Raw genomic sequence first — 24,717 nt, 5'->3', positions numbered from 1 at the left:
CGCCGCGTCGACGAGCGAAGACGACGGTGGGGAGGGACGGTGTCCCGTCCCTCCTCACCCGTCGACGGAGCCGTTCAGGACAGGAACTTGTCCAGGGCGGCCTCGATGCTGCCGGAGTCCGGCGCCGCGTACGACTTCATCGTGGTCTTGTTGTACGAGATGAAGCTCGGGCAGCGCGCCGCCGGGGCGGTGACGGTGCCGCCGTCGCCGATCTTCTCGCCGGTCTTCGCGGCGTAGAAGGTCAGCGTGTAGCGCGACGAGATGTAGTCGATGGTGACCTGCTTGCCCGCGCTGTCCTTGTACTGGCACTTCTTCGGCGCGCCCTCGCTGCCCTCCACGAACTTCAGGCAGCCGACCACCGACACCGTCTCGAAGTCGGCGCTCTTGGCGTAGTACGGCTTGTCCGAGGAGACCGACTTCGACGACCAGTAGGTCGGCCGGTCGGGGTTGTTCGAGAACGTGTACGCCTTGGCACCGGACGGGCCGCTGTAGGGGGCGGCGTTCAGGATCTGGCCACCCTCGCAGACGTTGGACAGGTCGCTGGAGTAGCGGGCGGTCACCGCGTTGTTGCTCGGCTCCTGCGTCTCCTGCTGCCCGGGGGTGGGGGAGGCGTCCGTGCCCGGCGTGCCGGTGGCACCGGCGTCGGGGCTGGGGCCGCCGGTCGCGATCGTGACGGGCTCCTCGTCGTCACCGTTGACGAGCACGAGACCGATGCCGGCGCCGCAGATGGCGAGCACGAGGACCACCGCGCCGGCGACCAGCCCGATGATCAGGCCCTTGTTCGACTTCTTCGGCGGCGGGAGAGGAGCGCCGAACTGCGGCGCCTGCGCTGGCTGCCCGTATCCCGGGTACCCCCCCTGCTGCGGGGCCGGCGGCCCGCTCCAAGGGGTGACGTTCGGGTCCGGCTGCTGCCCTCCGTACGGAGGGTAACTGTCGCTCATGTGAAGCCCTTATCGCTGTCGACGTGTGCCCAGGCACGGGATCAACGATCAGGGTAGTGAGGGCCGCAAACCGCGACGGCGGGCGGCGGAACCGAAGGGAGCCGCTGCTCCGCGCCGACGGCGCGACGGATCACTCTCCGTACGATTTACGGCTCGGTACGTGTCGAGGTCGCCGATGGTGCGGGGTGTGCGGACGGCGCGGATCTGGGCCGCCGGAAGGGAATTCCGTTGTGCGGTCCCGGGTGCGGCCCGGAGGAGCGTCGAGTGCGGACATGTGATGAACGTCACTCGACTTTGGGCCGAGATGTGGGCTACACCGGGGCCGCAGTGCCCACCGGCGGCCGGGCCGATCGCGTCGGCCCGGCCCACGGGTGGCCCGGTTCAGGCGGCCGTGCAGCTCACCGCGCCTGCGGCGGCGCCCCCGGAGGTGCTGCCGAGGAGGCCGAAGGTGGCCTCCGCCCCGGGGGCGAGGGCGCCGTTCCAGTCCACGTTGCGGGCGGTGACCTCGGCCCCGCTCTGCGAGAGCTGGGCGTTCCAGGACTGGCTGATCCGCTGGCCCTCGGCGAGCGGGAAGCGGACGGTCCATCCGGAGATCGGCGCGGCGCCGGAGTTGCGTACCGTCACCTCGCTCTGGAAGCCGCCCTGCCACTGGCCCACCACCCGGTAGCTCGCGGTGCAGCCGGTGGGCGTCGGCGTCGGGCTGCCGGTGGGCGTCGGCGTGGCGCCGCCCAGCGCTGCGGTGAGCGCCGGATACCACCGGTCGGCGATCTTCCGGTCGCCGGAGGCGTTCTGGTGCACGCCGTCGTAGGTGTCGGTGGCCGTGCTGAACCCGGTCCACTGGTCGACCACCACCACCGGCGAGGCCGGGGTGCTGGTCGCCGCCACCCAGCCGTCGATCGCGCCGTTGAGAGCCACCACCCGCTGGCCGCATTCCGGACAGGAGGGCGGCGCCATGGGGATGATCTTCGCGACGAGGACCTGCATCGCCGGGTTGCTGGCCCGCATCTGTTCCACCAACCTGCCGTACGCGGCGAGGATGGTGGCGGGCGGGATGCCGTTCCACACGTCGTTGGTGCCGAAGTGCATCAGGACGATGTCGGGCCGGGTGGCGGCGAGCCAGCCCGGCAGCAGGTTCTGGTTCGCCACGGCGGTCACCAGGTAGCCGCCGTGCCCCTCGTTGTCGCCGTCGTGCGGCTGGCCGCAGCCCTGGGGGCCGAGCGTGCCGACGAAGTCGACGTCGGTGTGGCCGGTGGACTGGAGGTGGTTCCAGAGCACCGAGCGCCAGCAGCCGGGCGAGCCGGTGATCGAGTCGCCCAGCGGCATGACCCGCACCGGTGCGGCGGCGGCCGCCGGCAGGGCGGGGGAGGGGGCGGTGAGCCCGGCGGCGAGAGCGAGGGGGATCGCCGCCAGGGCGGCGGACAGGGCATGGATCAGGGGCCTTCGGAGCATGGTGGAGGAACTCCTGTCACGGGTCGAGGTGTGATGTGTGACGGCCCGGTGCTCCCCCGGCAGTCAACCAGGAAAGTAGACGTATCTCAATGGAGCCCTGTCTCACGCAAGGCATTCACGTCCCCTTTTTTTCAACATCTTCCTCACATCGTGAACATCAACAAAATTTACGATCATGAATGCGGCGGCTAAGGTTTGCTCATCGTCCAGACCGCCTGTCGGGTGCGCCACGAGCCACCCGGGGGCCACCACAGTAGGAGGACCGGGAGATGACACTCCCTCGCACTCATCGGCGTACCCTCGCCGCCGCGGCCAGCGTGTTCGCCAGCGCCGCCATGGTCACGACCATGATCGGCGCTCCGGCGGCGGCCTCGGCCACCGGCGAGATCCTCAGCGCCGGTGGCGCGACCGCCGTGGCCGACAGCTACATCGTGGTACTCAAGGACAGCAGCGTCGGCGGCCGCGCCGGCACCCGGCAGGGCGAGGTGAAGAGCACCGCGGGCTCGCTCGCCGCCCGCTTCGGCGGCAGCGTGGGCCACGTCTACGGTGACGCGCTCAACGGCTTCGAGGTGAAGCTGTCGGAGCGGGCCGCCAAGCGCCTCGCCGCGCACCCCGCCGTCGACTACGTCGAGCAGAACCACACCGTGTCGATGACGGCCACCCAGAACAACCCGCCGTGGGGCCTGGACCGTATCGACCAGCGGACCCTCCCGCTCAGCGGCACCTACACCTACAACAGCAGCGGCACCGGCGTGACGGCGTACATCATCGACACCGGCATCCGGACCACCCACGTCGACTTCGCCGGCCAGGCCGTCGACGGCTACGACGCGATCGACAACGCGCTGCCGGCCGCCGACTGCAACGGCCACGGCACGCACGTCGCGGGCACCGTCGGCGGCAACACCTACGGCGTGGCGAAGAACGTCCGGCTGGTGGCCGTGCGGGTGCTGAACTGCCAGGGCAGCGGCACCTGGGCGCAGGTCATCGCCGGCATCAACTGGGTGACCTCCAACCACCAGGCGGGCCAGCCCGCGGTGGCGAACATGAGCCTCGGCGGCTCCTACAACGCGTCCCTCAACTCCGCGGTGGCGAACTCGATCGCCGACGGCGTCACCTACGCCGTGGCCTCCGGCAACTCGAACGCCAACGCCTGCAACTACTCGCCGGCCTCCGTGCCGACGGCGCTGACCGTCAACGCGTCGCAGAGCAACGACGCGCGGGCCTCGTTCTCCAACTGGGGCACCTGCACCGACATGTTCGCGCCGGGCGTGGGCGTCCTGTCGGCCTGGTCCACCAGCGACACCGCCACCTCCTCCATCAGCGGCACCTCGATGGCCTCGCCGCACGTCGCGGGCGCGGCCGCCCGGGTGCTCAGCGTCAACCCGAGCTGGACGCCCGCCCAGGTGCACTCGTACCTGGTCACCCAGGCCACGCCGAACGTGATCACCAACCCGGGCACCGGCTCGCCGAACCGCCTGCTCTACCTGGCCCCCACCTTCTGACCGAAGCCGTCGGCACGCCGGCCCCGGGGCAGCGCCCCGGGGCCGGCGCGCGTCGTGGGCGGGGTCGATGCGCGTCCATGTTGCTGGGAGGCGTGGGCCCGCCTAAGCTGCCGTCAATGGGAGCGCTCCCGGTCCCCGCGGGCAGGGGATCTCCGCGAGTCTCCCGCCGTGACGGCCCGCCGCCGGGCCGCGCCGGCGTACCCGTCCGGGCGGACGTGGCGTCCCGCCGCCCTGTGCTGCCGGCACCCCCACCACCGATCGGAAGCGAAGGCACCCGCATGAAGCTCCTACCGCGCCCGTCCCGGCGCACCCTGGTCATGGCCGGCGCGGTCGGCGCGCTGACCGTCGCGGCGTCGGCCGCCGTCCCGGCCGCCGACGCCCAGGCCGCCACCGGCTGCGCCGTCACCTACACCACCAGCAGCTGGTCCGGTGGCTTCACCGCCAACATCACGATCAAGAACCTGGGCGACGCGGTCGACGGGTGGACGCTCGGCTTCACCTTCCCCGACGCCGGGCAGGGGGTCGGCCAGGGCTGGTCGGCCACCTGGAGCCAGACCGGCACCGCCGTCACCGCGCGCAGCGTGAGCTGGAACGGCGCGCTGGCGACCGGCGCGTCGACCAGCGTCGGGTTCAACGGCACCTGGAGCGCCGCCAACCCCGCGCCGACGACGTTCACCCTCAACGGCACCGCCTGCACCGGCACGACCACGCCGACCACCCCGCCGGCCCCCACCACGCCGCCGCCGACCACCCCGCCGCCCACGACCCCGCCGCCGGGCGGGCAGACCCCGGTCGCGGTCAACGGCCAGCTGCGGGTGTGCGGGGTCAACCTGTGCAACCAGTACGGCCGGCCGATCCAGCTGCGCGGCATGAGCACCCACGGCATCCAGTGGTTCGCCCGCTGCTACAACGACGCCTCGCTGGACGCGCTGGCCGACGACTGGCGGGCCGACCTGCTGCGGATCGCCATGTACGTCCAGGAGGACGGCTACGAGACCGACCCGCCCGGCTTCACCAACCGGGTCAACGCCCTGGTCGACGAGGCCGAGCAGCGCGGCATGTACGCGCTGATCGACTTCCACACCCTGACGCCGGGCGACCCGATGCACAACCTCGACCGGGCCAAGACCTTCTTCGCCGCCGTATCCGCCCGCAACGCCGCCAAGAAGAACGTCATCTACGAGATCGCCAACGAGCCCAACGGCGTCAGCTGGGCGACCATCAAGAGCTACGCCGAGCAGGTCATCCCGGTGATCCGCGCCAACGACCCGGACGCGGTGGTCGTGGTCGGCACGCGCGGCTGGTCCTCGCTGGGCGTCTCCGACGGCGCCAACGCCAACGAGGTCATCGACAACCCGGTGAACGCGACCAACGTCATGTACACCTTCCACTTCTACGCCGCGTCCCACCGGGACAACTACCGCGCCGAGGTGGAGCGGGCCGCCGCCCGGCTGCCGCTGTTCGTCACCGAGTTCGGCACGGTGGCCTACACCGGTGACGGCGCGGTCGACGTCGCCAGCAGCAACGCCTGGCTCGACCTGCTGGACCGCCTGAAGATCAGCTACGCGAACTGGACCTACTCGGACAAGGCCGAGGGCAGCGCCGCGCTGCGGCCGGGCACCTGTGCCGGCAGCATGTACACCGGCCCGGGGGTGCTCACCGAGTCGGGCGCCCTGATGCGGGACCGCATCCGTACGCCGGACAACTTCCCCACCGCCTGACCGGCCCGTCCCCGCGAGGCCCCGTCGCAGCCGGCGGGGCCTCGCCGTGCGGCGGGGTCTGGCCGTGCCTCGCGATTCACAGCCGTCCGGTGCCTCAGCGGCCCAGAAACCGCCTGATGTCACAGACGACTCAGCTCGACAGCGTCGCACGACCCTTTCGCCCGCGACCGGCTCGGCGACCGCCACCGCATCGCAGCGCGCGCATCACCCGTCATCCGACCGGCAGCCGCACGACCGACCGCAGCCGCGCGGTCGCACCGCACTCGCTCAGGCGGGTACGGCGTGGTCCGACTCGAACCGTTCCCGGGTCAGGAACGCCAACTGGGCCCGCTTGTCGGGCATGTCGATCTCGTCGGCGAAGGTGAAGCCCTCCCGCCGCAGCCGGTCCAGCGCGCGCTCGTTGCGCACATCGGGCTCGACGACGATCCGCTGCCGGGTGGGGTCGCGGAACAGGAACCGGGCGAGGGCGGGGCCGATGGCGGTGGTGAGGCCCTTCGGCGGGCGCCTGCCGGGAGCGAGCAGCAGGTGCATCCCGACGTCGCCGGGCCGCACGGTGTAGCGCTCGCCGACCGGGTCCGCCTCCGGCTGGTAGGTCTGGAACAGGCCGATCGGCGCGTCGTCGAGCATGATCAGGTACGCGTGGTGGGTGGCGAGGCTGTCGACGAACTCGTAGATCTCCCGCACCTCGTCGACCGAGTGCGAGCCCATGCCCCAGAACGCCGCCCTGGGCTCGGTCACCCAACCGTGCACCAGCTCCGCGTGGGCCTTCGGGTCCAGCGCGACGAGCGACAGCTCGCCGAAGCCGGGAATCTTCTCCTGGTAGGTCACGGTGTCGCGTCTCCTGGTTCTCGGGTGAGTTCTCGCCAGTCGGTGACCACCGGGACCAGCTCGCCGCCGGCCCACAGTGGCAGTTGGTCGTCGAAGTGTCGGTCGCCGGGGCGCCCGGACGCGCCGAAGGGGACGATCCAGCGGCTCTCCGCGCGGTCGGTCAGGTCCCACACGTAGCGGGCCACCGGGCCCCGCCAGCACGCGTCGGACACCCCGGGCACGCTCGACGTGGCCAGCACGCAGTCGGCGTCGCCGGCCAGCGCGACGCGCGCGCGCATGGCCCGCACCGCCTCGTCGGTCGCCGCGGCCACGCCGAGGTGGACGGGGTGCAGCACGTGCCGCCGGCCCCACGGCCCCGGCGGGTCGCCCGCCGCGACGTCCTCGAGCGCCCCGGCCGCCACCGGGCCGATGTCGCCGCCGAGGCGGTGCAGCCCGGTGGCCACCCCGTCCAGGGCGTGGCCGATGCGCGACAGCGGGTCGGTCCACGGCGCGAACAGGCCGTCGAACGCGCTCGGGGCGTCGCGCAGCGGGCGCAGGCACGGGTGGTCGTACAGCCGGCGGGCCAGGGCCGCGCGCCAGGCGGCCCAGGCGCCCGCGTCGGCGCTGTCGGCCCGCATGTGCCCGTCCCACGTGGCCAGCCGGTCCCGCAGGCGCCGCGCCGGCTCGCTGAGCCCGCCGGGGTCGACCCGGTCGAGCACGCCCCGCAGCGCCCCGGCCTCCAGCCGGGTGTCCATGTGTACGGCCTCCGGCCGGGCGCCCTCGGCCAGCAGGGCGCGGATGCGGCGGGCGCGGTGCGGCGGGGCGAAGCCGGTGCCGAGGTCCGCCACGTCGGGGCGGCGGTCGTTGGCGCAGACCGCGGACCCGTCGACGGCGGTGCGGCGCGGCTCGGCGTAGCCGCCGTGCCACCGGTACCGCGGATCCCCGCCGGGCACGGGCTCGCGGCGGCACCGGTCGTCGCGCAGCGGAACGAGCCCGGCGACCAGCTGACGGATGGCTCCGCGCCGATCGGCGACCAGGACGCTGTTCACCGGCTCGACCCAGTCGCGCAGCGCGTCGGCGACGTCGTCGGCGCTCCTGGCCCGCAGCAGCGGCAGCAGCGCGTCGAAGCCGAGGCGCTGCTCGACCCGGCTGGGGGTGCGCAGGCTGATCGCCTCGCCGGTGCCCCGGTCGTGGTCGACGACCGGCCCGCGCGGCGTCTCGATCACCTCGACGGACTCCGGTTCGCCGCCGCGGACCTCGATCCGCTCGACGTGCCGGTGCGCCGGCGCCCAGCCGTCCGCCTCGCGGACCAGGACCCGGTCGCCGTCGCGGCGCAGCTGTTCGCGGTAGAGGTCCTGGTAGTCGGCCATGGCGTTGGTGACGGCCCAGGCGACCTCGCCGGCGTGTCCGAAGTGGGGGAGGCCGGGGACCCCGGGGAACGCGAAGCCGAACACGTCGAACTCGGGGCAGGCGAGGCGCACCTGCTGGTAGATGCCGGGCAGTTCGAGGATGCGGTGCGGGTCGCCGGCGATGACCGGCGCCCTCCCGGCGCCGGGGTCGCCGGGCACGGCCCAGGCGTTGCTGCCCGAGCCGTCGGGGCCCTCGACGGCGAACAGGTCGGTCGCGGACGGACCGAGGGTGGCGGCGACGTGGGCGTGCCACAGCTTGTTGGGGAAGGTGGAGAAGAGCACGTGCTGGACGAGGAAGACACCCAGCGGCGACCACGGCCGCCACCGCCCCGGGGCGCAGCCGACCGCGGCGAACTCGGGTGCCGCGGCGGCGCCCTCGGCGAGCGCCTCGTTGACCCCGTCGACGTAGGCGGTGATCCATCGGCGGGTGTCGGGGGCGAGCCGCTCGAAGCAGCGCCGGGCGGTGTCGTCGAGGCGGGCCCGGCGGGCGAAGGAGTCCCAGCCCAGCTCGGTGGGACCGACGTGCTCGGCGAGCCGGCCCTCCGAGCGCCACCGCTCGACCTCGATCTGCCAGGCCCGGTCGAGGGCGGCGACCCGCCCCTGCAACCGGGCGAGGCCGTCGACGGAGTCGGCGCGCAGGTGCGGGACTCCCCACCGGTCACGATGGATTCCGGTCATCGGTGCGCCGCGCGGATGGGCGGTCGTCCCGCCTGCCACAGGAACGTCAACTTAGGCTACCCTCCCCTAACTGAGGCAGACCTTACCTGGAGGGGTGCGTGAAGCGAAACTGGGAAGCCCTGGTGCTCAAGGCGATGGGCGGCCGCGACTTCCGGCTGACCGTGCTCGGCACCGAGTCCGTCGGCGAGCACTACCGCCGGCTGCGCATGGACGGCGGCGGGCTGCTGGAGGCCTGCGGCGTGCACCCCACCATGTGGGTCCGGTTGTGGTTCGACAACGACGGCAAGCCGCACCAGCGCGCGTACACCCTCGTCGACCCGGATCCGGCGACCGGCCGGTTCGACCTGGAGTTCGCCATCCACGACGGGTGCGCCGCCCGCTGGGCCGCCGCCGCCCAGGTGGGCGACACCATCGACGCCACCGTGCAGGGCACCGCGTTCAGCCTGCCGGACCCCGCGCCGCGGCACCTGTACCTGGTCGGCGACGCCGCCTCGCTGCCGGCGGTGAACAGCCTGCTCGCCGCGACCACCGACGTCCCGGCGACGGTCTGGCTGGAGTACGCCCACGAGGGCGAGAAGGAGTTGGCGCCGCGCGCCGCGGCCACGCACGACGTCAACTGGGTGCCGCGCCGCGACGACGGGCGGCACCTGGTCGAGACCGTCTGCGCGGCCCTGCCCGCCGCCGAGGACGCCCACTACTGGGTGGCCTGCGAGGCGGCCAGCACGCGCGGCATCACCAAGCACGTCCGGCGGACCCTGGGCGTCGGCAAACACCAGCTCACCTCGCTGGCCTACTGGAGCGCCAGGTGAGAGGTCGGCTCGGCACGCTCACCGCGCTCTACGTCACGCAGTACCTCGGCATCGGCTTCATCACCGTCGGGCTGACCGCCATCCTGCGCGACGGCGGCACCTCCCTCGACACGCTGGCGCTGCTCCAGTTCGTCGGTCTGGTCTGGCCGATCAAGTTCCTCTGGGCGCCGCTGATCGACCGGTACGGCTCCCGCCACCGCGGCCACTACCGGTCGTGGCTGCTGGTGCTCCAGGGCGGCCTGGTGCTGGCCCTGCTGGCCCTGTTGCCGTTCGACCGCCCGGCCGGGCAGCTCGGCCCGGTCGTCGCGATCTGCGTCGCGTACGTGTTCCTCTCCGCGACGCAGGACATCGCCGTCGACGCCGTCGCCGTCCGGCTGCTCTCCGAGCGGTCGCGGGGCACCGGTAACGGCATCCAGGTCGCCGCGAGCTACGTCGGCAATCTGCTCGGCGGCGGCGCCTGCGTGGTCGTCTACGACCGGTTCGGCTGGGTGCCCGCGATCCTGCTGCTCGCCGCGCTGACCGCTGTCGGCCTGCTGGTGGTGTGGCGGTTCCGGGAGCCGGAGCGCACCGACCGCGTCGCCAGCGCCGGCCAGGCCTACCGGGCGCTGCTGTCCGTGCTCGGCCAGCCGGGCTGCCGCTGGTGGACCTTCGGCGTGGTGCCCCCGGTCTACATCGGCGCGGGCGCGACGTACGCCCTCGTGACGCCGGCCCTGGTCGACGCGGACTGGTCGCTGGGGCGCATCGGCGTGGTGACCGGCGTGGTGACCAGCCTGCCGGCCATCGTGGCCGGTCTGGTCGCCGGGGCCGCGATCGGCCGGTTCGGGCGCGGCCGGGTGCTCGTCGCCGGGGGAGTGGCGCTCGCGCTGTCCACGGCGATGCTGCTGCCGTTGATGAACGGCCGGGCCCCGCTCGCCGGGACGGTCGTCGCGCTCTGCTGCTTCATGGCCGCCTACACGATCGCCAACGTCGTGCTCTACACGGTCAACATGGACTACTCCCGGCCCGGCACGGGCGGCACGGACTTCACGGTGCTGTCGTCGTTCGGGTTGGTCTGCTCGTTCGTGGCGGCCTCCATCGCGCTGGCGGCGGCCGAGGTGTTCGGCTATCCCGCGGTCGCGGTGGGCTCCATCGTCCTGGTGGCGCTCGGCGTCGCGCTGGGCCTCGCCCACCAGCGGCGGTTCCGGCGCCAATCCGTTGTGGCGCCAGGCGAACGGGAATTGACGAAGCTGCCGGGCTGAGTGATATCGCTCAATGTGGGCAACGTTGTTGACACATGCTTAGGTTAGGGTAACCTAAGCTCGCTCGATCACCGACTGCGGGCGGATGGTGACGTCGCGCCATCTCCGCCCCACCGTCCATTCCCGACCGCTGAGGACCCGCATGAGCCTGCCCGGATCCACCGTCCAGGTGCCTACGACCGGGGTGACCCCCGGGTCTGACGGCGCCCGCGCCCACCTGTTCACCGCCGGCACGGTCGAGGAGTACCGGCGCGTGCTGGCCGAGGGGATCGGTCGGGTGGCGGCCCGGGTGGCCGACGCGGACCGGCCGTTCACGGGCGTGACACCGGACGAGCTGGCGCCGCGGATCGCCGGCATCGACCTGGACCGGCCGCTGGGCGACAGCGGCGCGGCGCTCGACGAGCTCCACGACGTCTACCTGCGCGACGCCGTCTACTTCCACCACCCCCGTTACCTGGCGCACCTCAACTGCCCGGTGGTGATCCCCGCGCTGCTCGGGGAGGCGGTGCTCAGCGCCGTGAACTCCTCGCTGGACACCTGGGACCAGAGCGCCGGCGGCACCCTGATCGAACGCCGGCTCGTCGACTGGACCGCCGACCGGATCGGCCTGGGGCCGGCGGCCGACGGCATCTTCACCAGCGGCGGGACCCAGTCCAACCTCCAGGCGATGCTGTTGGCCCGCGAGGAGACCTGCGCGAACCTCGTCGGCCGGGCGACCGAGCGGCAGTCCCGCCCGGAGCTGCTGTCCCGGCTGCGCATCATCACCTCGGCGGCCGGCCACTTCAGCGTGCAGAAGGCGGCCAAGCTGCTCGGCCTCGGCGCCGACGCGGTGGTCACCGTGCCCACCGACGCCGACCGGCGGATGCGTACCGCCGACCTGGCCCGGGAGATCGCCCGGTGCCGGGAGGAGGGCCTGGTGGTGATGGCCGTGGTCGCCACCGCCGGCACCACCGACTTCGGCACCATTGACCCGCTGCCGCAGATCGCCGACATCTGCGCGGCCGCCGGCGTCTGGCTGCACGTCGACGCCGCGTACGGCTGCGGGCTGCTGGTGTCGCCGACCCGGCGGCACCTGCTCGACGGCATCGAGCGGGCCGACTCGGTCACCGTCGACTACCACAAGTCGTTCTTCCAGCCGGTCAGCTCCAGCGCGCTGCTGGTGCGTGACCGGCGCGTGCTGCGGCACGCCACCTGGCACGCCGACTACCTCAACCCCGCCCGGATGGTCGAGCAGCGCATCCCCAACCAGGTCGACAAGAGCATCCAGACCACCCGCCGCTTCGACGCCCTCAAGCTCTGGCTGACCCTGCGGATCATGGGGCCGGACGCGATCGGCGCGCTCTTCGACGAGGTCGTCGACCGTGCCGCCGCCGCGTGGCAGCTGCTCACCGGGGACCCCCGCTTCGAGGTGGTGACCCGGTCGCAGCTGAGCACGGTGGTCTTCCGCTACGTGCCGGCCGCCGCCGGCCGGGAGGTCGTCGACGACGCCAACCTGTACGCCCGCGAGGCGCTGGCGGCCTCCGGCGCCGGCCTCGTCGCCGGAACCAAGGTCGACGGCGCGCACTACCTCAAGTTCACCCTGCTCAACCCCGAGACCACGATGGACGACATCGCCCACGTCCTCGACCTCATCGCCGAACACGCCGGCTGGTACGCGCAGACCAGGGCCACCGCCGAGCTGTCCTGTTCCGTCGGCTGACGATCCGCCCCCGTTCTGGAGAACCGCATGTCGACGCACGACTTCATCGCCGTCGGGCTGGGCCCGTACAACCTGGGCCTGGCCTGCCTGACCGAGCCGATCGACGAACTCGACGGCATCTTCCTGGAGGCGCGGGACAGCTTCAGCTGGCATCCCGGGATGCTGCTGGAGTCGACCCGGCTCCAGACGCCGTTCATCGCCGACCTGGTCACGCTCGCCGACCCGACCTCGCCGTACTCCTTCCTGAGCTACCTCAAGGAGTCCGGGCGGCTGTACCCCTTCTACATCCGGGAGAGCTTCTTCCCCCTGCGCAGCGAGTACGACGACTACTGCCGCTGGGCCGCCGGGAAGCTGCGCAGCGTCCGGTTCGGACAGCAGGTCACCGCCGTCGAGTTCGACCCGGCCGACGAGCACTACAGCGTGCGGGTCACGGTGACGGCCACGGGGGAGTCGGCCACCTACCGGGCCCGGCACCTGGTGCTCGGCACCGGCACCCCGCCGTACGTGCCGGACGCCTGCGCGGGGCTCGGCGGCGACATGATCCACAACTCGCGGTACCTGGAGCACCGGGCGGCGCTGCGCGCGAAGCGGAGCATCACGGTGGTCGGCAGCGGGCAGAGCGCGGCCGAGATCTACCACGACCTGCTCGGCGACATCGACACGTGCGGCTACCAGCTCAACTGGGTGACCCGGTCGCCCCGGTTCTTCCCGCTCGAATACACCAAGCTCACCCTCGAGATGACCTCGCCGGACTACGTGGACTACTTCCACGCCCTGCCCGAGCCCACCCGCTACCGGCTGGAGTCCGAGCAGAAGGGGCTGTTCAAGGGCATCAACGCCGACCTCATCAACGAGATCTACGACCTGCTCTACGCCAGGAGCATCTCCGGCCCGGTCCGTACCCGGCTGCTGACCAACACCGCGCTGACCACCGCCGCCTACGACGAGCCGAGCGGGACGTACACGCTGGGCCTGCGCAACGTGGAGCAGGAGCGCGACTTCACGCTGGACACCGAGGGGCTGGTGCTGGCCACCGGCTACCACTACCGCGTCCCGGAGTTCCTGGAGCCGGTGCGCGACCGGATCCGCTGGGACGCGCACGGTCGCTTCGACGTGGCCCGCAACTACAGCATCGACCACACCGGCCGGGGCATCTTCCTCCAGAACGCCGGCACCCACACGCACAGCATCACCTCGCCCGACCTGGGCATGGGGCCGTACCGCAACTCGTGGATCATCCGGGAGCTGCTGGGCCGCGAGCACTACCCGATCGAGAAGGGCATCGCCTTCCAGGAGTTCGGCGTGCCGGCCGGGGCCGCGTCGTGACCGAGGTGGTCCACCGCCGGGTCGACGACCGGCTCGGCGAGTTCGTCCTGCGTGCCATCGACCCGGACGCCGACGCGCCGCTGCTGCACCGCTGGGTGACCCACCCGAAGGCGGCGTTCTGGCTGATGCAGGACGCCGACCTGGCCCGGGTCGCCGAGGAGTACCGGCGCATCGCCGCGCACCCGCACCACGACGCGTTCCTCGGCCTGCACGAGGGCCGGCCGGCCTTCCTCGCCGAGCGGTACGACCCCGCCCAGGTCGAACTCGTCGGCCTGTACGACGCGGCCGACGGCGACATCGGCATGCACTTCCTCTGCGCGCCCGCCGACGCGCCGGTGCACGGCTTCACCCGGGCGGTGATCACCACCGTGATGGCGTGGCTCTTCGCCGACCCGGCCACCCGGCGCGTCGTCGTGGAGCCCGACGTGCGCAACACGGCGGTGCACGCCCTCAACGCGGCCGTCGGCTTCACCGTCGTCGGCCCGATCCGCAAGCCCGAGAAGGACGCGCTGCTCAGCGTCTGCACCCGTGACCAGTTCCACGCCGCAACCCGAGGAGACGTGCCCGCGTGAACCCGCTCGCATCCGTGGCCCACCTGACGCCCGCGAACTGGGCCCACGCCAACCGGCTGCTGGTCCGCAAGGCGCTGGCCGAGTTCGCCCACGAGCGGCTCCTCGCGCCCGAGCCCGTCCCCGCGGGCGAGCCCGTCCCCGCCGGCCCGGCGGGGGAGCGGCGCTACCAGGTGCGCGGCGACGACGGCGAGGTCGTCTACCGGTTCACCGCGAGCCTGCTGGCCCTCGACCACTGGCGGATCGACGCCGACAGCATCACCCGCCACCGCGGCGACACCGAACTGCCGCTGGACGCCCTGGAGTTCTGCCTCGACCTGCGGGGCGCGCTCGGCCTCACCGACCAGATCCTCCCCGTCTACCTGGAGGAGATCAGCTCCACCCTGGCCAGCACCGCGTACAAGCTCGACAAGCCGGCGGTCAGCGCCGCCGACCTCGCCGACGCGGACTTCCAGACCATCGAGACCCAGATGACCGAGGGCCACCCGGGCTTCGTCGCGAACAACGGCCGCATCGGCTTCGGCATCCACGAATACCACGGGTACGCCCCGGAGGCCGGCAAGCCGGTACGGCTGATCTGGCTGGCCGCGCACCGCGACCGGACGACCTTCACCTGCGCCGCCGACCTCGACTACGACACGCTGATCCGCGCGGAACTCGGTGACGACACCCTCGCCGGGTTCGCCGACACCCTGACCGGGCTCGGCCTCGACCCGGCCGACTACCTGCTCATCCCGGTGCACCCGTGGCAGTGGTGGAACAAGATCTCCGTCACCTTCGCCGCCGAGGTGGCGCAGCACCGGCTGGTCTGCCTCGGCCCCGGCCCCGACGAGTACCTCGCCCAGCAGTCCATCCGCACCTTCTTCAACGTCACCGACCCGTCCCGGCACTACGTCAAGACGGCGCTGTCCGTGCTGAACATGGGCTTCATGCGGGGGCTCTCCGCCGCCTACATGGAGGCCACCCCGGCCATCAACGACTGGCTGGCCGACCTGATCGACGGCGACGAGGTCCTCAAGCGCACCGGGCTCACGATCATCCGCGAGCGGGCCGCCGTCGGGTACCGACACCTGGAGTACGAGGCGGCCACCGACCGGTACTCCCCGTACCGCAAGATGCTGGCCGCCCTGTGGCGGGAGAGCCCGGTGCCCGCCCTGGAGCCGGGCCGGCGACTGGCCACCATGGCGTCCCTGCTGCACACCGACCGCGACGGCCGCTCGTTCGCCGCCGCGCTGATCGCCCGGTCGGGGCTGGCGCCGCAGGTGTGGCTGCGCCGCTACCTCGACGCCTACCTCACCCCACTGCTGCACAGCTTCTACGCCCACGACCTGGCCTTCATGCCGCACGGCGAGAACGTCATCCTCGTCCTGGACGGCGGAACGGTCGAGCGGGCGATCTTCAAGGACATCGCCGAGGAGATCGTGGTGATGGACCCGGACGCCGACCTGCCCCCGCAGGTCCAACGGGTCAGGGCCGAGGTGCCGGAGGACATGAAGCTGCTCTCCATCTTCACCGACGTCTTCGACTGCTTCCTGCGCTACCTCAGCGCGATCCTCGTCACCGAGGGCGTGCTGGACGAGGAGACCTTCTGGCGGACGGTCGCCGAGTGCGCCGCCGACTACGCCGACAGCGTCCCGCACCTCGCCGAGCGGCTGCGGCGCTACGACCTGTTCGCCCCGGAGTTCGCGCTGTCCTGCCTGAACCGGCTCCAGCTGCGCAACAACCAGCAGATGGTCGACCTGGCCGACCCGTCGGCCGCGCTGCAACTCGTCGGCACCCTGACCAACCCCATCGCCCGCTTCGCCCCGGCTGCCCGATGACGACCACGGCGCTTGCGCCGGCCGCCGGCGCACCGGCCGGTCGGGTGCGCGGCCGGTGGCTGATCCTCGCCGTGCTCTGCCTCGCCCAGGTCACCGTGGTGCTCGACAACACCGTGCTGACCGTGGCGATCCCGGTGCTCACGACCGAACTGGCCGCCAGCACCGCCGACGTGCAGTGGATGATCAACGCGTACGCGCTGGTCCAGTGCGGACTGCTGCTGACCGCGGGCAGCGCCGCCGACCGGTACGGCCGTCGCCGGATGCTGCTGGCCGGGCTCGTGCTGTTCGGGCTCGGGTCGCTGGTCGCCGGGCTCGCCGAGTCCAGCGGCCAGCTGATCGCGGCCCGCGCCGGCATGGGGGTCGGCGGCGCGCTGCTGGTCACCGCCACCCTCGCGGTGGCGATGCAGGTCTTCGACGACGCCGAGCGGTCCCGGGCGATCGGCCTCTGGGCGGCGGCGAGCGCGCTGGGGTTCGCGGCCGGGCCGCCCTTCGGCGGGCTCGTCCTCGCCCACCTCCCGTGGGGGGCGATCTTCCTGGTCAACGTCCCGATCGTGCTGCTCTGCCTGGCGGCGGCGTGGGCGCTGGTGCCGGAGTCGCGCCAGCCGGCCGGCGGTCGCCTCGACCTGGGCGGGGTGCTGCTCTCCACGGCCGGCCTGACCGGGGTCGTCTACGCGATCATCGCCGGGCCGGAGCAGGGCTGGGGGGCCGCCCCGGTGCTCGGCACGGCGGTCGCCGGGGTGTTCCTGCTCGCCGCCTTCGTGGCCTGGGAGCGGCGGGTCGCCGACCCCATGCTGGACATGCACTTCTTCCGCAACCCCCGCTTCGTGGGCGCGGTCTCCGGCGTCGTCCTGATCACCTTCGGCGCGACCGGCGCGCTGTTCCTGCTGACCCAGCACCTGCAGTTCGTGCGTGGCTACCCGGCCTGGGAGGCGGGGCTGCGGATGATGCCGTTCGCCCTCTCCATCGTCCTGCTGAACGTGGGCGGGGTCGCCGCGCGGGTGATCCACCGGATCGGGCTGGCGTGGTCGATCGCCCTCGGCATGACGCTGCTCGCCGGCGGTCTCGCCCTGATCACCCACGCTCCGACGGACGGCTACGGGATGCTGCTGCCGGGCCTGCTGGTGATGGGCGCCGGCTGCGCCGTGGCCAACCCGGCCATCGTCGAGGCCGTGATGAGCGCGATCCCGCCGGAGAAGGCCGGGGCCGGGGCGGGCGTGGACGGCACCATGACGGAGGTCGGCAGCAGCCTCGGCATCGCCGTGCTGGGCGCGATCCTCAACGCCCGGTTCGCCGCCCTGCTGCCCGCCGCCGTGGCCGGCGCCGGGTCGTTCCCCGCCGCGCTGGCCGCCGCGCGGAGCGAGTCGGAGCGCGCGCTCGTCTCCGACGCGTTCCGCTCCGCCCTGGAGACCGGCCAGACGGTCGGCGCCGTGGCCGTCTTCGCGGGCGGCTGCGTCGCCGCCGCGCTGCTGCGCCGGGCCGAGCGGGCCGGTTGACGCCGGCCCGCGCCTTGCGGGCCCCGATGGGGAACCGCCCGTAGTGGACGGTGGCGTCGCCCGGTCACCATGGCGTGGTGCGTGGAGGATTGCAGGTGAGCCGGGCGGTGCGGGGCTTTCCCCGGACGCCCCCCGTGCGGCAGGTGCTGGCGGCGGGCCTGCTCGCCGTCGCGGTGGTGCTCGTCGCGCCGTCCTGGTGGGGCGACGTGGCGCTCTCGGCCGCCCGGTGGGTCGGCCGGTTCTGGCTGGTGGCGGTCCTGGTGGTGTCGGCCGTGGCGGTGTGGGGCACCGGTCGACGCCGGAGGGTCAGGATGACCGTGGGAAGGCGGCCCCGCCCCCCGGCCATGCCGTTCCTCGTGCACGTCGTGCTGCTGCTCGTGGCGGCGTCGGCGGTCGCCACGGTCGCCGGTGTGCTGCTGTGGCATGTGCTCGGCCAGCCGGTCGTCGGCGCCGGCCCCGACCAGCAGACGACGCCCGGGGCGCCGGTGGCCACGGCGTGGAGTGCCCGGGACGCGCTCGACGCGGTGAAGATCGTGCTCACCCTGGTCGGTGGCGTCGGCGCCGTGGTGGCGTTGACCGCGGCCTACCGACGGCAGCGCCTCAGCGAGGTGGAGGCGTACCGCGAGGAGACGAGGACCCTGCTCGACCGCTTCTGCAAGGCGGCCGAACTGCTCGGGGCGCGGGACGTCTCCGTCCGCACCGCGGGCGTCTACGCCTTCGCGGCGCTGGCCAACGACGCGCCGGAGAGCCGCCAGGGCAGCATCGACGTGCTGTGCGCCTACCTTCGTCAGCCCTGGAACCCGCCGCCGGAGGCCCCCGGCCCGGTCCCTGATCCGCAGGATCGCGAGCGGGGACCCCTCACGACGTACCCGGCGGAGGCCCCCGGGGACCTCAGGCAGGAACGCCAGCTCAGGCACACCGTCATCCGGCTCGTCCGCGACAACCTCCACCTGCCCGACGACGACCCGCGCACCTGGCGCGGCCACGACTTCGACTTCTCCGGAATGGTCCTGGACGGAGGGGACTTCCGCGGCGCGACCTTCACCGGCGACGGCACCGTCACCTTCGCCGACGCGACGATCACCGGCCCGCTGTCGTTCGACGGCGCCACGTTCTCCGGCGGAACGGTCTCGTTCGACGGCGCCCGCTTCGCCGGAGGCAGCGTCTCCTTCGCCGGCGCCACCTTCAGTGGCGGGCTGGTCGACCTGTCGAGGATCGACCAGACGCAGCGGCCCCCGGCGTCGAAGCTGTGGCCGGCGGGGGTCCGGGTGCCGGCCGGGCTGCGGCTGCCACCTCCAGCGACCCGCGACGCGTGACCGCTGCCGTCTCCCGGGAGCCCGGACGGCCGGGGGCGACCCGGTCGCCTCGGCGCAGGTGCGTCAGCGCCGGCGAAGCGTCCGCAGCGCGCCGGCCCAGGCGACCACCTCGTCGAGCATGGTGCCGAGGGCCTGCTCGTGGTGGGCCGCCGGCCGGAAGTCGCGGAAGTTGACGAAGTCGGTCGTCAGGGAGAGCGCCACCTGGGACCGGACGTCGGCCACCCCGACCTGCCCGAGCACCAGCCGAAGGTGCTCCGCCGCCCGGGTGCCGCCGTGCACGCCGTAGCTGACGAGGCCGGCCGACGCGTGCTGCCACTCCTGGAACAGGAAGTCGACGGCGTCCTTCAGCGCGCCCGGGATGGAGTGGTTGTACTCCGGGGTGACGAAGACGAAGCCGTCGAACCCGGCGACGGTCGACGCCCAGCGGCGTACGGCGGGGCGCCTCGACGGCGCCATCGACGGCGGCAGCACCTCGTCGAAGTGCGGCAGGTCGTAGTCGGCGATGTCGACCACCTCGACCGTGGCGTCGCCCCGCCTGGCGGCGACCTCCCGCACCCAGCGGGCCACGGCGTCGGCCTTGCGGCCGGGCCGCGTGCTGCCGACGATGACACCGATCCTGACCATGGCTGATCTCCTCTACGTGGTGGGGACTGAACGCACGGGGGCCGGCGTGCCGGCCAGGTCACGGGCCAGCTCCACCGCGCCGTGCAGGGACGACAACGCGCCGAGGGCGGCGGCCCGTACCGGTGGCGCCGGCCGCCCCGGCCGGCCGGCGGACCGGGCCCGCTCGGCGACGAGCGGCACCAGGCCCGGCAGGCCGGCGGCGAAGCCGCCGCCGACGATCGCCAACGCCGGGTCCAGCAGCTCGCCGAGGCTGACCACCGCCGCCGCCAGCGCCCGGCAGCTCGCGTCGACCGCCTCCACCGCCCACGACCGGCGCTCGTCGAGCCCCGACCGCAGGTCGTCGAAGCTCACCTCGCCGCCGCGGCCGGCGCCCGCCCGGCGCAGGGTGGCCGGGCCGGACGCGATCGACTGGAGACAGCCGCGCCGGCCGCAGTCGCAGCGCTCGCCGTCGAGGGCGACGACCATGTGCCCGATCTCGGCGGAGGACCGGCCGGGCACCGACCGCCCCGCCAGCACCACGCCGCCGCCGATCCCGGTGCCGAGGCCCAGGTAGACCACGTCGTCGTGGCCGGCGTGCCGGGCCTCGGCCAGCGCGGCTAGGTCACCGTCGTCGGCGACGGCGGTCGCCACCCCGGGGAAGAGGCGGCGCAGCGCGCCGGCGAGGTCCAGCCCCGCCCAACCGGGCCGCCCGGGCCAGGTGGTGACGGTGCCCACCGGGTCCGTGGTCGCCGGCATCGCCACCCCGACCGCGCCCACCGGGCCCCACGCGTCGCGCAGCCGGTCCACCTCGGCGGCCAGCGCGGCCAGGTCCGCGGCCGGGTCGGCGCCGCGCGGCCAGCGGAAGGTCCGCTCGTACGCCGGTCGTCCGGGCGCCTCCGCGCGCAGCGCCACCTTGGTGCCGCCGACGTCGACGCCCAGCACGCCGTCGCCGCGCTGCGGACCGGACACGCGCGGCCTCAGCCCTGCCGCACGTGCAGGAACACGAGCGCCAGGGCGGCCAGGGCGAAGATCACCGGCGTCAGGGTCATCGCGGCCGGGTCCTTCGCGCGGGCGTGGTAGACCACCGCGCCCACCATCTGCAGGGCGAGACCGATCGCCGCCGCGATGCCCAGCGGCGGCCAGAGCAGACCGAGCAGCAGCCCGGCGACCGCGGCGAGTTCCAGCACCCCGAGCAGGCGCGTCAGGCCCGCCGACACGCCGAGGTGATCCATCCGCTCGCGCATCTGCGTCTGCCCGGTGAGTTTCGGCACGGCGGTGCCCAGGAACACCGCGGCGAGGATGAGGGTCAGGACGAGGATGGGAATGTGCACGTGATGTCCTTCGGGGAGAGTCGGAACGTGCGGACGACCGTACCGCTGCCGTATCGACGTCGGTGGAGCCGGACGGTGCGGCGTCGGGTCGTCATCGGACGGTCGCGACGAGGGCGCGGGCGGCCAGCCGGTAGCCCAGCGACCCGAGCCCGACGATGACGCCGCTGGCCAGCGGGGCGATCACCGAGTCGTGCCGGAAGCTCTCCCGGGCCCAGACGTTGGACAGGTGCACCTCGACGAAGGGCCGGGGATAGTTGGCCAGGGCGTCCCGCAGGCTCCAGCCGGCGATCATCAGCGCGCCCGGGTTGACGATGGCGCCCACGGTCTCATAGTTGTCCTGGATCGCCCGGATCAGGGCGCCCTCGCAGTCGTGCTGCTCGGCCACCACCCGCCAGCCCCGGGCGGCGACCTCCTCGCCGACCGCCCGTTCGATGTCCTCCAGGGTGTCGGTGCCGTAGATCTCCGGCTCCCGTCGGCCGAGGATGCCCAGGTTCGGGCCGTTCAGCAGCAGCACGTCCGACACGCTTCACCTCGCGGGGGCGTGGCCCTGTCCCGACAAGGCCCGATGACTGGTCCACCGCAGTCTTACTACGCCCACGGCGTCGGGCGAACCGGCGGTGGCCGCGGCACGGGCGGACTAAGGGGTGGCTAGGGGCTGTTAGGGGCGGTGACCGCGTGTCCGCTTCGGTTACCGTCCTCCCTGCCGAAGCGACGCCGCCGGCTCCAACGGATGCGTCACCTACCTCGAACCGGCCATCCGGCGCCCGGTGTGCCCGGACCGCGTACCGGCGGTCCCGGGTCGTCCCGCCCGATGGTCCGGCGAAGCCCCTGGTCTGCCCGAGTTGGGAAGTGGGAAGTCATGAGTGGTCAGCCCTCGACGGTGTCCGAGTTCCCCGAGTGGCCGCAGTTCGGCGACGAGGAGCGCGCCGGCCTGATCCGCGCCCTCGAGCAGGGCCAGTGGTGGCGGATGGGCGGCAGCGAGGTCGACTCCTTCGAAGCGGAGTTCGGGGCGTACCACGGCACGCCGCACGCGCTCGCCGTCACGAACGGCACGCACGCGCTGGAGGTGGCGCTGGAGGTGCTCGGCGTCGGGCCGGGCACCGAGGTCATCGTGCCGGCCTTCACGTTCATCTCGTCCTCGCTGGCCGCCCAGCGGCTCGGCGCGGTCGCCGTGCCGGTCGACGTCGACCTGGACACCTACTGCGTCGACCCGGCCGCCGTCGAGGCCGCGATCACGCCGCGCACCAAGGTCATCATGCCCGTGCACATGGCCGGCCAGTTCGCCGACATGGACGCGCTGGACAAGCTCGCCGCCGACGCCGGGGTGGCGCTGCTCCAGGACGCCGCGCACGCCCACGGCGCGCAGTGGCAGGGCAAGCGGGCCGGGGCGCTCGGCTCGGTGGCCGCGTTCAGCTTCCAGAACGGCAAGCTGATGACCGCCGGCGAGGGCGGGGCGGTGCTCTTCCCCGACGAGGAGCTGCGCGAGCGGGCGTTCCTCGTGCACAGCTGCGGCCGGCCCCGCACCGACCGGGACTACCTGCACGGCACCACCGGCTCGAACTACCGGATGGGCGAGTTCACCGCCGCCGTGCTGCGCGCCCAGCTGACCCGCCTCGACGGGCAGATCGCGGTGCGCGAGCAGCGCTGGCCGCTGCTGTCGAGCCTGCTCGCCGAGATCCCCGGCGTCGTCCCGCAGGCCACCGACCCCCGTACCGACCGCAACCCGCACTACATGGCGATGTTCCGCGTTCCCGGCATGGACGTCGCGCGCCGCCGCGAGGTCGTGGACGCGCTCATCGCCCGGGGCGTGCCCGCGTTCGTGGCGTTCCGCGCGATCTACCGCTGCGAGGGCTTCTGGAAGGCCGGCGCGCCCGACGAGTCGGTCGAGTCGGTCGCGGCCCGGTGCCCGAACACCGAGCAGATCCACTCCGACTGCATCTGGCTGCACCACCGCACGCTGCTCGGCACCGAGCAGCAGATGCACGACATCGCCGCCGTGCTCGCCGACGTCCTCGCCGGATGACCGGCCGGCCCCCGGCCGCCGCGGCCGACCGCCCGGTGCGGGTCGCGGTGGCCGGCCTCGGCTGGGCCGGGCGGGAGATCTGGCTGCCCCGGCTCGCCGCGCACCCCGGCTACGCGGTCACCGCCGTGGTCGATCCGGCGGCCGGCGTACGCGACCGGGTCCGCGACACCCACCACGTCCCGTTCGCGTACGCCGACGTCGACGAGCTGCCGGCCGACTCGGTCGACCTGGTGGTGGTCGCCGTACCGAACCACCTGCACGCCACCGTCGCCGCCCGGCTGCTGCGCCGGGGCCTACCGGTGTTCCTGGAGAAGCCCGTCTGCCTCACCTCCGCCGAGGCGACCCTGCTGGCCGACGCGGAGCGCGACGGCGGCGCGGTGCTGCTCGCCGGCAGCGCCGCCCGCTACCGCGCCGACATCCGGGCGCTGACCGGGGTGGCCGGCGAGCTGGGCCCGATCCGGCACGTCGACGTGGCCTGGGTCCGCGCCCGTGGCGTGCCCGACGCGGGCGGCTGGTTCACCCGCCGCGACCTCTCCGGCGGCGGCGCGCTGGTCGACCTCGGCTGGCATTTGCTCGACACCGTGCTGCCGATGCTCGGCCCGACCCGGGTCGCCCACGCCATCGGCAGCGTCTCCGCCGACTTCGTCAACGACAGCGCCGCCCACGCCGCCTGGCGCAGCGACGCCGGCGCCGGTGACCGCGCCCACGGCGACGTCGAGGACACCGCCCGGGGCTTCCTGCTCACCGCCGAGGGGGCCTCGGTCGCCCTGCACGCCTGCTGGGCCTCGCACGAGTCGCTGGACCGCACCACCCTCACCGTGCACGGCGCCGCCGGGTCGGCCACCCTGCGCTGCACGTTCGGCTTCAGCCCCAACCGGGAGCCCACGCCGGTGCTGACCCGCACCCGTGACGGCGAGACCGTCCGGCTGCCGCTGCCCGAGGAGCCGATCGGCGCCGAGTACGACCGCCAGCTCGACGAGCTGCCCGCGCTGCTCGCCGAACCGGCGTCCCGCGGCGCGGCCGTCGCCGAGGCCCGCCGGACCATCGACATCATCGAACGGATCTACCAGTCCGCCCGGCCCACGGCGCCGGAGCGGCAGCACGCGCTGGCGGGCCATCGCGACCGGTGAGAACCACCGTCGGCCCCACTCGCTTCCGGGAGCAGCCATGAGCCACCCATCGTCCACCGTCGAGGTGACCCCGCAGTCGCCGGTCCGCGGCCCGATCCGCGCGGTCGTGTTCGACCTCGACGGCGTCATCGTCGACAGCTCGGCCGTCATGCGTGAGGCGTTCAGCATCGCGTACGCCGAGGTGGTGGGCGACGGGCCGGCGCCGTTCGAGGAGTACAACCGGCACATGGGCCGGTACTTCCCGGACATCATGCGGCTGATGGGGCTGCCGCTGGAGATGGAGGAGCCGTTCGTCCGGGAGAGCTACCGGATGGCCCACCTGGTGCCGCTCTTCCCCGGCGTCCGGGAGACCCTGGAGACGCTGCACTCCCGGGGGATCCGGATGGCGATCGCCACCGGCAAGAGCGGCCCCCGGGCCCGCTCCCTGCTGGACACGCTCGGCGTGCTGGGCCTGTTCGACCAGGTGATCGGCTCCGACGAGGTGGCCCGCCCGAAGCCCGCCCCGGACATCGTGCTCCAGGCGCTCGGCCACCTCGACGTGCCGCCGGCGCAGGCGATGATGGTCGGCGACGCGGTCATCGACCTGCTCAGCGGCCGGGACGCCGGGGCGACCGCCGTCGCCACGACCTGGCACGGCGGGGACGTCGCCGCGCTGCTCGCCGCCGGCCCCGACCTGGTCCTGCACGCCCCGACGGACCTGCTCGCGCACTGCCCGGCGGCCCTCGTCCACTGAGACCCGCTCGCCCGCTCCTCGTCGTGACGGGCGTGACCTGAACCTGCCATGCGCCGGGGCCGACCCGCCCCGGGCCGGGCTGGGACACCGTCTGGAGTCCCAGCCCGCCCGGGGTGT

At 73.4% G+C, this 24,717-nt stretch carries 21 protein-coding genes; 13 read left to right on the top strand and 8 right to left on the bottom strand.

The features are described 5' to 3' along the window. Positions 1-74 precede the first annotated feature (74 nt). Entirely contained in the window at positions 75-941 is an 867-nt protein-coding gene (locus AB0G13_RS09065; RefSeq protein WP_357871115.1) for a hypothetical protein, read from the bottom strand. A gap of 381 nt (positions 942-1,322) precedes the next feature. Next, complete coding sequence (locus AB0G13_RS09060) at positions 1,323-2,390, bottom strand: cellulose binding domain-containing protein (RefSeq protein WP_357871113.1); 1,068 nt, start codon at positions 2,388-2,390, stop codon at positions 1,323-1,325. A gap of 269 nt (positions 2,391-2,659) precedes the next feature. Between AB0G13_RS09060 and AB0G13_RS09055 the strand changes: the two genes are divergently transcribed. Together AB0G13_RS09055 and AB0G13_RS09050 are read left to right on the top strand one after the other, a co-directional pair. Next, a complete protein-coding gene (locus tag AB0G13_RS09055; RefSeq protein ID WP_357871110.1) occupies positions 2,660-3,895 on the top strand; it encodes a S8 family peptidase in 1,236 nt (411 codons plus the stop codon). Between the two features lie 278 nt (positions 3,896-4,173). Then, a complete protein-coding gene (locus AB0G13_RS09050; RefSeq protein WP_357871108.1) occupies positions 4,174-5,616 on the top strand; it encodes a cellulase family glycosylhydrolase in 1,443 nt (480 codons plus the stop codon). Between the two features lie 267 nt (positions 5,617-5,883). On the opposite strand, the gene AB0G13_RS09045 is transcribed toward AB0G13_RS09050, so the two are convergent. Next, positions 5,884-6,444, bottom strand: a complete 561-nt coding sequence (locus tag AB0G13_RS09045; RefSeq protein ID WP_357871105.1) for a GNAT family N-acetyltransferase — start codon at positions 6,442-6,444, stop codon at positions 5,884-5,886. Beyond that, the gene (locus AB0G13_RS09040) at positions 6,441-8,510 is read right to left on the bottom strand and encodes a penicillin acylase family protein (protein WP_357871102.1); all 2,070 of its coding nucleotides are present in this window, start codon (positions 8,508-8,510) and stop codon (positions 6,441-6,443) included. Before AB0G13_RS09040 ends, AB0G13_RS09045 begins: the two co-directional genes overlap by 4 nt. A 98-nt stretch (positions 8,511-8,608) precedes the next feature. Between AB0G13_RS09040 and AB0G13_RS09035 the strand changes: the two genes are divergently transcribed. From AB0G13_RS09035 to AB0G13_RS09000, 8 genes are all read left to right on the top strand, one after another. Then, the gene (locus tag AB0G13_RS09035) at positions 8,609-9,319 is read left to right on the top strand and encodes a siderophore-interacting protein (protein WP_357871099.1); all 711 of its coding nucleotides are present in this window, start codon (positions 8,609-8,611) and stop codon (positions 9,317-9,319) included. Then, positions 9,316-10,557: an MFS transporter gene (locus AB0G13_RS09030; protein WP_357871097.1), complete on the top strand. Its 1,242-nt coding sequence runs from the start codon at positions 9,316-9,318 to the stop codon at positions 10,555-10,557. The genes AB0G13_RS09035 and AB0G13_RS09030 overlap by 4 nt, the downstream gene beginning before the upstream one ends. A gap of 142 nt (positions 10,558-10,699) precedes the next feature. After that, complete coding sequence (locus tag AB0G13_RS09025) at positions 10,700-12,256, top strand: aspartate aminotransferase family protein (RefSeq protein WP_357871094.1); 1,557 nt, start codon at positions 10,700-10,702, stop codon at positions 12,254-12,256. A 27-nt stretch (positions 12,257-12,283) separates the two neighbouring features. Next, complete coding sequence (locus tag AB0G13_RS09020; protein ID WP_357871092.1) at positions 12,284-13,582, top strand: lysine N(6)-hydroxylase/L-ornithine N(5)-oxygenase family protein; 1,299 nt, start codon at positions 12,284-12,286, stop codon at positions 13,580-13,582. Between the two features lie 5 nt (positions 13,583-13,587). Next, positions 13,588-14,154, top strand: a complete 567-nt coding sequence (locus AB0G13_RS09015) for a GNAT family N-acetyltransferase (protein WP_357871169.1) — start codon at positions 13,588-13,590, stop codon at positions 14,152-14,154. Next, on the top strand, positions 14,151-15,971 hold the full coding sequence (locus AB0G13_RS09010; protein ID WP_357871089.1) for an IucA/IucC family siderophore biosynthesis protein: 1,821 nt from the start codon (positions 14,151-14,153) through the stop codon (positions 15,969-15,971). The genes AB0G13_RS09015 and AB0G13_RS09010 overlap by 4 nt, the downstream gene beginning before the upstream one ends. Next, a complete protein-coding gene (locus AB0G13_RS09005) occupies positions 15,968-17,464 on the top strand; it encodes an MFS transporter (RefSeq protein ID WP_357871086.1) in 1,497 nt (498 codons plus the stop codon). The genes AB0G13_RS09010 and AB0G13_RS09005 overlap by 4 nt, the downstream gene beginning before the upstream one ends. Before the next feature lie 95 nt (positions 17,465-17,559). Then, positions 17,560-18,780 (top strand): pentapeptide repeat-containing protein, encoded by a 1,221-nt coding sequence (locus AB0G13_RS09000; protein ID WP_357871083.1) that lies wholly within the window; start codon positions 17,560-17,562, stop codon positions 18,778-18,780. Positions 18,781-18,843: 63 nt separating this feature from the next. Here the strand turns inward: AB0G13_RS09000 and AB0G13_RS08995 are convergent, their stop codons facing one another. The 4 genes from AB0G13_RS08995 to AB0G13_RS08980 all read right to left on the bottom strand — a co-directional run bounded on the left by AB0G13_RS08995 (position 18,844) and on the right by AB0G13_RS08980 (position 21,237). Further along, complete coding sequence (locus tag AB0G13_RS08995; RefSeq protein ID WP_357871080.1) at positions 18,844-19,404, bottom strand: NAD(P)H-dependent oxidoreductase; 561 nt, start codon at positions 19,402-19,404, stop codon at positions 18,844-18,846. A 12-nt stretch (positions 19,405-19,416) separates the two neighbouring features. Beyond that, entirely contained in the window at positions 19,417-20,352 is a 936-nt protein-coding gene (locus AB0G13_RS08990) for an ROK family protein (RefSeq protein ID WP_357871077.1), read from the bottom strand. 8 nt (positions 20,353-20,360) lie between these two features. Beyond that, positions 20,361-20,714 (bottom strand): DoxX family protein, encoded by a 354-nt coding sequence (locus tag AB0G13_RS08985; protein ID WP_357871074.1) that lies wholly within the window; start codon positions 20,712-20,714, stop codon positions 20,361-20,363. A 91-nt stretch (positions 20,715-20,805) separates the two neighbouring features. After that, entirely contained in the window at positions 20,806-21,237 is a 432-nt protein-coding gene (locus AB0G13_RS08980; RefSeq protein WP_357871071.1) for a type II 3-dehydroquinate dehydratase, read from the bottom strand. A 336-nt stretch (positions 21,238-21,573) separates the two neighbouring features. Between AB0G13_RS08980 and AB0G13_RS08975 the strand changes: the two genes are divergently transcribed. The 3 genes from AB0G13_RS08975 to AB0G13_RS08965 are packed head-to-tail and all read left to right on the top strand — an operon-like array spanning position 21,574 to position 24,600. Next, positions 21,574-22,737 carry a DegT/DnrJ/EryC1/StrS family aminotransferase gene (locus tag AB0G13_RS08975; RefSeq protein WP_357871069.1) on the top strand — a complete coding sequence of 388 codons (1,164 nt, stop codon included), beginning with the start codon at positions 21,574-21,576 and terminating at the stop codon, positions 22,735-22,737. Then, on the top strand, positions 22,734-23,867 hold the full coding sequence (locus AB0G13_RS08970; RefSeq protein ID WP_357871066.1) for a Gfo/Idh/MocA family oxidoreductase: 1,134 nt from the start codon (positions 22,734-22,736) through the stop codon (positions 23,865-23,867). The genes AB0G13_RS08975 and AB0G13_RS08970 overlap by 4 nt, the downstream gene beginning before the upstream one ends. Before the next feature lie 37 nt (positions 23,868-23,904). Then, on the top strand, positions 23,905-24,600 hold the full coding sequence (locus AB0G13_RS08965) for an HAD-IA family hydrolase (RefSeq protein ID WP_357871063.1): 696 nt from the start codon (positions 23,905-23,907) through the stop codon (positions 24,598-24,600). The last annotated feature ends 117 nt before the right edge of the window (positions 24,601-24,717 follow it).

The sequence above is a fragment of the Micromonospora sp. NPDC023633 genome, assembly GCF_040640035.1.
GTDB lineage: Bacteria > Actinomycetota > Actinomycetes > Mycobacteriales > Micromonosporaceae > Micromonospora.
This window is presented reverse-complemented; position numbering and strand designations above follow the sequence as displayed.